This window comes from Paraburkholderia sp. Ac-20336, assembly GCF_017105025.1.
In the GTDB taxonomy this organism is placed as follows: Bacteria; Pseudomonadota; Gammaproteobacteria; order Burkholderiales; family Burkholderiaceae; genus Paraburkholderia.
On sequence record NZ_JAAGPS010000200.1, the window covers coordinates 1 to 8,256 of the forward strand.

Here is an 8,256-nt window from a genome sequence, read left to right on the forward strand (position 1 = left end):
TCCGAGCGCGCCGCGTTCGCGCACGCAGCGCAACCAGCGCGCGAGCGTATCGACGTCGACGTGATCGAACAGCGTGCTGCCGTCCTTGCTCGCGGTGTCGAACATCAGGCCCGCGAAGCCGAGCGCGGCGGCGTGCGTGACCAGTTCGTCGTCCATGCCGCCGTCGCATAGCAGCACCGGCACCACGGTGGCCGGCAGATTCGCGAGTTGCTCGATGCAGCGCCGCGCGGCCGGTCCGCGCGCGACGCCGACCTTCACGTAATCGACGCCCGCGTCGCTGACCTCGATCACGCGCGCGGCGATTTCGTCGAACGCCTCGGCCGGCACGTCGCCGATCGCCGCGCTGATCGGCTTGACCGGATAGCGCGCGCGCAACTGCCGCGCGATGCGCGCGATGGCGCCGCTCGGCAGGCCGCCGAGCGCGCCTTCGTTCGGTTCCTTGAGGTCGATCAGTTCGGCGCCGGCGCGAGCGGCATCGAATGCTTCGTCGTCCGAGCGAACGCTGGCGAGCAGGGCGGTCATCGGTTATCTCCGGGAAAACGGCGGCTGGATGGCGCTAGTGATGGACGGCAGCGACGGGTTGTTGCCCATCCGCCGCTTCGAGGCCCGCCCGATGCCGCGCGACCGCGTCGACGAGCCAGCCCCACGCCGTGCGCTCGTTGTCGCCGGCGGTCTTGTCGATGGCGATCTGCAGATAGGCCATTTCGCTATCGATCTTCGCGGCCGGCAGCATGAAGAGCCGGCTCACGAGAATCGCGCCTTCCACGACGGCCGACTGCGCGCGGTTGAAGCCCGCGAACGGCGCATGGTTTTCGCGGTGCACGCATTTCATGAGCAGCACGGGACGCTCGGTGTCCTCGCGCAGCTCGTCGAGTTCGAGCTCGGCATGCGCGAGCGATTCAGCGAGGCGCACGCTTGCGACGCGGCTCGCGCGCACGGTCGGCCAGTCGGTCGCGCTGTGCGTGACGCAGCCCGCGAAGATGCGCACGTCGGTGGTGAAATTCAGAACCGCCGCACGCGACGCGACGATGTTGTCGAGCGTCGTGGACGGACGGAAAGGCGCAAGGACGATCCGCTCGCCCTCGTAGCACGCGCCCATCGGCGCGATATGAGGACGGCCATCGCACGCTGCCGTGGTGACGATCGTTTCGTGGATCATGGATGGGAACGCGTGTCCTGACAGCGCCGGAAGGCCGGCCGTTCAACTGCTGACAAACACCAACGGGAACCGCGAAGGGGCCGCGGCGTGCGGCCCTTTCGCGGGCTTAACGCGTTGCGACATACATCACGATTTCAAAACCGAGGCGTAGGTCGGTGTAACTCGGAGTCGTCCATTGCATACGTGCTTCCTCCATGGGTTGAAACAGCGTTGCGCCGCCGGCCCGGCGTGATGCCGGACTTCGGTGGCGGTGGGTATCGACGCAAGCTTTGTGCCTGGGTTGGTGCCTATGCGTATTGCCGGTACGATGTGCCGGCCGCTTGCCGGACCTCTATCTGCTTCTTCGCGGCGGACAATGCAGCGCCCGCCGAATTGCGCCGCCGCGCGTGGCCGTTCGGCCGCCGCCTGACCGCCGCGCGGCGCGCATGCAGTCGCTCCTGCCGCCAACACGCGAGCCGCCGCGCGGTGTGGCAAAAACGAAGCAAAGTGTTCCATCGCGCGTCCGCTCAGTGCGGCGATGGTGTCACGCCGTACTCGTCGCGCCTGCGGGCCATTTGCCCCCATCTTCATGCGTGTCCCGAAACGGCGCGTCACGATGTGCAACCGATAACGGATCGGTTAAGTCTGCCAAATAAAATCGTGAATTCCCCTCGGGCGTGTCCGTGCCTACAGTGCAACTCAAGCGCTGCGTCATTCCGGCAGCGCGCTTGCCACATTCGAGGACACCTCATGAACGATTTCAGTCAACCGGTGATCGAGCCGGAGCGTCATTCGGGCAATCCGCGCGGCCAGCGCGAGCGCTACGCGGCAGGCGTCATGAAATACCGCGAGATGGGCTACTGGCAGCCGGACTACGAGCCGAAGGAAACCGACGTCATCGCGCTGTTTCGCATCACGCCGCAAGCCGGCGTCGAGCCCGAGGAAGCGGCGGCGGCGGTGGCCGGCGAATCGTCGACGGCGACGTGGACCGTGGTGTGGACCGACCGCCTCACCGCCTGCGACATGTATCGCGCGAAAGCGTATCGCGTCGAGCCGGTGCCCGCGTCGAGCGCCGACGAGCCGCAGTACTTCGCCTATATCGCCTACGAACTCGACCTGTTCGAAGAAGGCTCGGTCGCGAACCTGACGGCCTCGATCATCGGCAACGTGTTCGGCTTCAAGCCGCTCAAGGCCTTGCGGCTCGAAGACATGCGCATTCCGGTCGCCTATCTGAAGACCTTCCAGGGGCCGCCGACCGGCATCGTGGTCGAGCGCGAGCGGCTCGACAAGTATGGCCGGCCGCTGCTCGGCGCAACGGTCAAGCCGAAGCTCGGCCTCTCGGGCAAGAACTATGGGCGGGTCGTCTACGAGGGCTTGCGCGGCGGCCTCGATTTTCTGAAGGACGACGAGAACATCAACTCGCAGGCGTTCATGCACTGGCGCGACCGCTTTCTGTTTTCGATGGAAGCGGTGAACCGCGCCCAGGCGGAAACCGGCGAGGTGAAGGGCCACTATCTGAACGTGACGGCCGGCACGATGGAAGACATGTACGAGCGCGCCGAATTCGCGAAGGAGCTCGGCTCGTGCATCGTGATGATCGACCTCGTGATCGGCTGGACCGCGATTCAGTCGATGTCGCGCTGGGCGCGCAGGAACGACATGATCCTGCATCTGCATCGCGCGGGGCACAGCACGTACACGCGGCAGCGCAACCACGGCATCTCGTTTCGCGTGATCGCCAAATGGCTGCGCATGGCGGGCGTCGATCATGCGCATGCGGGCACCGCGGTCGGCAAGCTCGAAGGCGATCCGCTGGCGGTGCAGGGCTATTACAACGTGTGTCGCGAGGCGCGCAACGAGGTCGACCTGTCGCGCGGCCTCTTCTTCGACCAGCCGTGGGCCGGCTTGCGCAAGGTCATGCCGGTGGCCTCGGGCGGGATTCACGCGGGGCAGATGCATCAGTTGCTCGACCTGTTCGGCGACGACGCGATCCTGCAGTTCGGCGGCGGCACGATCGGCCATCCGGCCGGCATTCAGGCCGGCGCACAGGCGAATCGTGTCGCGCTCGAAGCGATGGTGAAGGCGCGCAACGAAGGCCGCGACATTCTGCACGAAGGGCCCGACATTCTCGAAGCCGCGTCGCGCTGGTGTACGCCGCTCAAGCAGGCACTCGATACGTGGAAGGACGTGACGTTCAACTACGCCTCGACCGATACGCCCGATTTCGCGGCGACGCCGACGGCGGCCTGAGGGTTTTGAGCGGGCCGCGCAGCGGCCCGCAGGCCCGGCGCCAACTGCCGTTCATTCAAGGCAGCAACTCAGCCACGCGGTGCCTCGGCATCGCGCGCGGGGACCGTTGACGCCGTGCCGAACGCAGTATCCATCCATGAGCCATCAACGAGGTTCGTCATGCGCATTACACAAGGAACGTTCTCCTTTCTGCCCGAGCTGACCGACGAGGAAATCGGCTTGCAGATCGACTACGCGCTGCGCCAGGGTTGGGCCTGTTCGGTCGAATTCACCGACGACCCGCATCCGCGCAATACGTACTGGGAAATGTGGGGCCTGCCGATGTTCGATCTGCACGACGCGGCCGGCGTATTGCAGGAGATCAACGCGTGCCGCGCGGCGCGCCCGCAGCACTACATCAAGGTCAATGCGTTCGATTCGGTGCGCACGTTCGAGACGATGCGGCTGTCGTTCATCGTCAACCGGCCCGACGTGGAGCCGGGCTTCCGCCTGCAACGTCAGGACGTGCAGGGGCGCGTGCAGCGCTACGGCATCGCGGGCTATGCCTGCGACCGGCCGGCTGGCGAGCGCTATGGCGAAGCGGGCTGAGGCTCGCGAACGATGCAACGACGCAACCATGCAGCGTGAGGCGATGCGCGCGAACCTGGCTGCGAACCAGGCCGAACCCGGCGACAAGCCGCCCCGCCAACCCCGGGACAAGCCGCGCGCCGACCCGCAGCAAGGAGCAATCATGACGGACGCCGCCCTAGCCGATGCAACCTCGCCGCCTGCCGCGCAGGCCGGCGAGACCGGACAACCCGCGCGCGCCTCGCAACCCGCCCCGGCGCAAGTCGACCTCGCGGCGCTCTATCGCGACTCGGGCATCGGCGACGTGCTCGACGAACTCGAACGCGATCTGGTCGGGCTCGCGCCCGTGAAGACGCGCATCCGCGAAGTGGCCGCTCATCTGCTGGTCGAACGCGCGCGCGCCTCGCTCGGTCTCGCGGGCGGCGCACCGACCCTGCATATGTGCTTCTCGGGCAATCCCGGCACCGGCAAGACGACCGTCGCGCTGCGCATGGCCGAGGTGCTGCACCGGCTCGGCTATATCCGCCGCAATCACCTGGTCTCGGTGACGCGCGACGACCTCGTCGGCCAGTACATCGGCCATACCGCGCCGAAAACGCGCGACGTGCTGAAGCGCGCGATGGGCGGCGTGCTGTTCATCGACGAGGCGTATTACCTGTATCGCCCCGAAAACGAGCGCGACTACGGCCAGGAAGCGATCGAGATCCTGTTGCAGACGATGGAGAACCAGCGTAGCGATCTGGTCGTGATCCTCGCGGGCTACGCGTCGCGCATGGAAGTGTTCTTCGAGAGCAATCCCGGGTTTCGTTCGCGCATCGCGCATCACATCACGTTTCCCGACTATGCGGAAACGGAGTTGCTCGACATCGCCGAGCGCATGCTCGGCACCCTGCATTACCGCTTCGATGCGGCCTCGCGCCGCGCGTTTGCCGACTACCTGGCGCGCCGCATCCGTCAGCCGAATTTCGCCAATGCGCGCTCGGTGCGCAACGCGCTCGACCGCGCGCGGCTGCGTCAGGCGAACCGTCTGTTCGCGAGCGCGCTGCAGGGCGGCGCGCCGATCGATGCCGCCGCGCTCATGCTGATCGACGCCGCCGACGTGCGCGCGAGCCGCGTGTTCGACGAGCCGCCGCCGGCGCAGGCAGTCGCGGCACCGCCGGGCTGAATCGGGATACCGAATCATCGTTTCCAGGGAGAACGCCATGCAGGACGGACGCACGACACTTTCGAAATTTCTGATCGACACACTCGACCGCCAGCCGTCCGCGAGTACGCAGGGGATGGCGGGACTTTCGGCGCTGCTGATCGACGTGGCGGCCGCGATCAAGTCGATTTCGGCGATGCTCACGAAGGGCGCGCTCGGCGGCCATTACGGTTCCGCGCAAACCGTCAACACGCACGGCGAGGAGCAGAAGAAACTCGACGTCGCGACCAACGAGGTTTTCGTACAGCACTGCGAATGGGACGGCCTGCTCGCGGCGATGGTGTCCGAGGAAATGGCAGACGTGTACGCGATTCCGCCCGGCTACCCGCGCGGCGATTATCTGCTCGCGTTCGATCCGCTCGACGGTTCCTCGAATATCGACATCAACGGCGTGGTCGGCTCGATCTTTTCGGTGCTGCGCGTGCGCGGCGCGGCGGAGCGTGTAGCGAGTGAGCCGGCAAATAACGCAGCGAACGGGCATGCCAATGAGGCCGCGAATGGACAGGCCAATGAGCACGCCAACGAGGCCGTGCATGAACCGGCCAGCCAGGCCGCATTCCTGCGCCCCGGCTGCGAACAGGTCGCGGCCGGCTATGCCGTCTACGGACCCTCGACGATGCTCGTGCTGTCGGTCGGCAACGGCACGCATGGCTTCACGCTCGAACGCGACATCGGCAATTTCGTGCTCACGCATTCGAATATCCGCATTCCCGAGGACACCGCCGAATTCGCGATCAACGCTTCGAACGAGCGCTTCTGGGAGCCGCCCGTGCGCCGCTACGTGCAGGAGTGCAAGGACGGCCGCAGCGGTTGCCGCGCGCGCGACTTCAACATGCGCTGGATCGCGTCGATGGTCGCGGAAGTGCATCGCATCCTGATGCGCGGCGGCGTGTTCATGTACCCGCGCGATTCGAAAACGCCGGCGATGGAAGGGCGACTGCGCCTGCTCTACGAAGCGAACCCGATGAGCTTCCTCGTCGAGCAGGCGGGCGGCCTTTCGATCACCGGGCGCGAACGCATTCTCGACGTTCGTCCGCAGACTCTGCATGGCCGCGTGCCGGTGATCCTCGGCTCGAAGAACGAGGTCGAGCGCATCGCGCGCTATCACGGCGAATACGACCGCGGCGAGGACAAGCCCTTCACGTCGCCGCTGTTCGGCACGCGCTCGCTGTTCCTGCCGGACTTCACGGCATGACGGGCGGCCGGGCGCGGGTCCGGCGGGTACGTATAGCGCACGGCGCACAGAACACAGTCATCCGGAGGCAAACGCATGTCAGTCAAACATCCGATCATCGCGGTGACCGGCTCGAGCGGCGCGGGCACCACCACTGTCATGAAGAGCTTCATGCATATCTTCAGACGCGAGCACATCAATGCGCAGATCGTCGAGGGCGATGCGTTCCATCGCTACGACCGCCACGGCATGCGCGCGGCCATGAAGGAGCACGAACGCGACGGCGCGCCGAATTTCAGCCACTTCGGCCCCGAGGCGAATCTGCTCGAAGAACTCGAAACGCTGTTCACGCGCTACGGCGAAAACGGCGGCGGACAGTTTCGCCACTACGTGCACGACGCGGCCGAGGCGCAGCTCTACAAGCAGGACGGCGGCACCTTCACGCCGTGGGAAGAGGTCGCGTCCGGCACCGACCTGATGTTTTACGAAGGGCTGCACGGCGCGGCCGTGACCGACAAGGTCGATGTCGCGCGGCATGCCGATCTGCTGATCGGCGTCGTGCCGATCATCAACCTCGAATGGATTCAGAAGCTGCACCGCGATCAGACGATGCGCGGCTATTCGCACGAAGCGGTGGTCGACACGATCCTGCGGCGCATGCCCGACTACGTGAACTACATCTGCCCGCAGTTCTCGCGCACCCACGTGAACTTCCAGCGCGTGCCGACCGTGGACACCTCGAATCCATTCACGGCGCGCGAGATTCCGCAGCCCGACGAGAGCTTCGTCGTGATCCGCTTCGCGCGGCCGAAGGGCATCGACTTCCAGTATCTGCTGACGATGCTGCACGACTCGTTCATGTCGCGCCCGAACGTGATCGTCGTGCCGGGCGGCAAGATGGGGCTCGCGATGCAGCTGATCTTCACGCCGATGATCCTGCAACTGATCGACCGGCGCTCGCGCGCCTGAGGCGTGTCCGATGCGTGCTTGAAGTCCGAACCGAATGCGGCTGCCGCGCGCCGGCCCCACGCCGGCGCAGCCCGTGTTCATTTCGCAAGGAGAGATTCGATGAGTGCCGCCGCGCAACCCTCTATTGCATCTGTCGCCGCCCCGGCCGCTTCCTCGGCCACCGGCCCGATGGCCGACGCGCTGCGCATGCTCGCGATCGACGCCGTCGAAGCGGCGAAATCGGGCCATCCCGGCATGCCGCTCGGCATGGCCGAGATTGCCGTCGCGCTGTGGAGCCGGAATCTGAAACACAATCCGCGCAATCCGGCCTGGCCTGATCGCGACCGCTTCATCCTGTCCAACGGACACGGCTCGATGCTGCTGTACGCGCTGTTGCATCTGAGCGGCTACGACCTGCCGATCGACGAGTTGAAGCGCTTTCGCCAGCTGCATGGCAAGACGCCGGGGCATCCCGAGGTGGGCGTCACGCCGGGCGTCGAAACGACCACTGGGCCGCTTGGCCAGGGGCTGGCGAACGGCGTCGGCATGGCGCTCGCCGAGGCGCTGCTCGCGCGCGAATTCAACCGGCCCGGGCATCGGATCGTCGATCACCGCACTTATGTGTTCGTGGGCGACGGCTGTCTGATGGAAGGCATCTCGCACGAAGCGGCATCGCTCGCGGGCACGCTGCAGCTCGACAAGCTCACCGTGCTTTACGACGACAACGGCATTTCGATCGACGGTCATGTCGCGCAGTGGTTCGCCGACGATACGCCCGCGCGCTTCGAGGCCTACGGCTGGCACGTCGTGTGCGAGGTGGACGGCCACGACGTCGAGGCCGTCGATCGCGCGTTGCGGCAGGCGCGCGCCACGGCACGCCCGACGCTGATCTGCTGCCGCACGGTGATCGGCCAGGGCGCGCCGTCGAAGGCCGGCACCCATGACGTGCACGGCGCGCCGCTCGGCGCCGACGAG

General features: G+C 66.3%; 9 protein-coding genes. 6 read left to right on the plus strand and 3 right to left on the minus strand.

From position 1 onward, the window contains the following. The 3 genes from GXB81_RS29545 to pqqA form a co-directional block, all read right to left on the minus strand. Positions 1-522: (5-formylfuran-3-yl)methyl phosphate synthase (locus GXB81_RS29545; RefSeq protein ID WP_205991068.1), on the minus strand; the 522-nt coding region annotated here is incomplete at its 3' end. A gap of 34 nt (positions 523-556) precedes the next feature. Then, on the minus strand, positions 557-1,159 hold the full coding sequence (locus GXB81_RS29550; protein WP_205991069.1) for a DUF447 domain-containing protein: 603 nt from the start codon (positions 1,157-1,159) through the stop codon (positions 557-559). 106 nt (positions 1,160-1,265) lie between these two features. Then, positions 1,266-1,355, minus strand: a complete 90-nt coding sequence (gene pqqA, locus GXB81_RS29555) for a pyrroloquinoline quinone precursor peptide PqqA (protein WP_345889934.1) — start codon at positions 1,353-1,355, stop codon at positions 1,266-1,268. Between the two features lie 533 nt (positions 1,356-1,888). Between pqqA and GXB81_RS29560 the strand changes: the two genes are divergently transcribed. The 6 genes from GXB81_RS29560 to GXB81_RS29585 form a co-directional block, all read left to right on the plus strand. After that, positions 1,889-3,388, plus strand: a complete 1,500-nt coding sequence (locus tag GXB81_RS29560) for a form I ribulose bisphosphate carboxylase large subunit (RefSeq protein ID WP_167285473.1) — start codon at positions 1,889-1,891, stop codon at positions 3,386-3,388. A gap of 159 nt (positions 3,389-3,547) precedes the next feature. Next, positions 3,548-3,976: a ribulose bisphosphate carboxylase small subunit gene (locus tag GXB81_RS29565; protein WP_205991070.1), complete on the plus strand. Its 429-nt coding sequence runs from the start codon at positions 3,548-3,550 to the stop codon at positions 3,974-3,976. 142 nt (positions 3,977-4,118) lie between these two features. Further along, positions 4,119-5,120, plus strand: a complete 1,002-nt coding sequence (gene cbbX / locus GXB81_RS29570; RefSeq protein WP_167285475.1) for a CbbX protein — start codon at positions 4,119-4,121, stop codon at positions 5,118-5,120. A 37-nt stretch (positions 5,121-5,157) separates the two neighbouring features. Then, a complete protein-coding gene (locus GXB81_RS29575) occupies positions 5,158-6,354 on the plus strand; it encodes a class 1 fructose-bisphosphatase (protein ID WP_205991071.1) in 1,197 nt (398 codons plus the stop codon). Between the two features lie 75 nt (positions 6,355-6,429). After that, positions 6,430-7,302 (plus strand): phosphoribulokinase, encoded by an 873-nt coding sequence (locus GXB81_RS29580; protein ID WP_205991072.1) that lies wholly within the window; start codon positions 6,430-6,432, stop codon positions 7,300-7,302. 99 nt (positions 7,303-7,401) lie between these two features. After that, a partial coding sequence (locus GXB81_RS29585) for a transketolase family protein (protein WP_241016579.1) occupies positions 7,402-8,256 on the plus strand: 855 nt, incomplete at its 3' end.

Excerpts from the sequence above, each read along its gene's own strand:
- cbbX (WP_167285475.1), top strand. The coding sequence starts at position 4,119 with ATGACGGACGCCGCCCTAGCCGATGCAACCTCGCCGCCTGCCGCGCAG.
- GXB81_RS29565 (WP_205991070.1), top strand. The coding sequence starts at position 3,548 with ATGCGCATTACACAAGGAACGTTCTCCTTTCTGCCCGAGCTGACCGAC.
- GXB81_RS29550 (WP_205991069.1), bottom strand. The coding sequence starts at position 1,159 with ATGATCCACGAAACGATCGTCACCACGGCAGCGTGCGATGGCCGTCCT.
- GXB81_RS29560 (WP_167285473.1), top strand. The coding sequence starts at position 1,889 with ATGAACGATTTCAGTCAACCGGTGATCGAGCCGGAGCGTCATTCGGGC.
- pqqA (WP_345889934.1), bottom strand. The coding sequence starts at position 1,355 with ATGGAGGAAGCACGTATGCAATGGACGACTCCGAGTTACACCGACCTA.
- GXB81_RS29575 (WP_205991071.1), top strand. The coding sequence starts at position 5,158 with ATGCAGGACGGACGCACGACACTTTCGAAATTTCTGATCGACACACTC.
- GXB81_RS29580 (WP_205991072.1), top strand. The coding sequence starts at position 6,430 with ATGTCAGTCAAACATCCGATCATCGCGGTGACCGGCTCGAGCGGCGCG.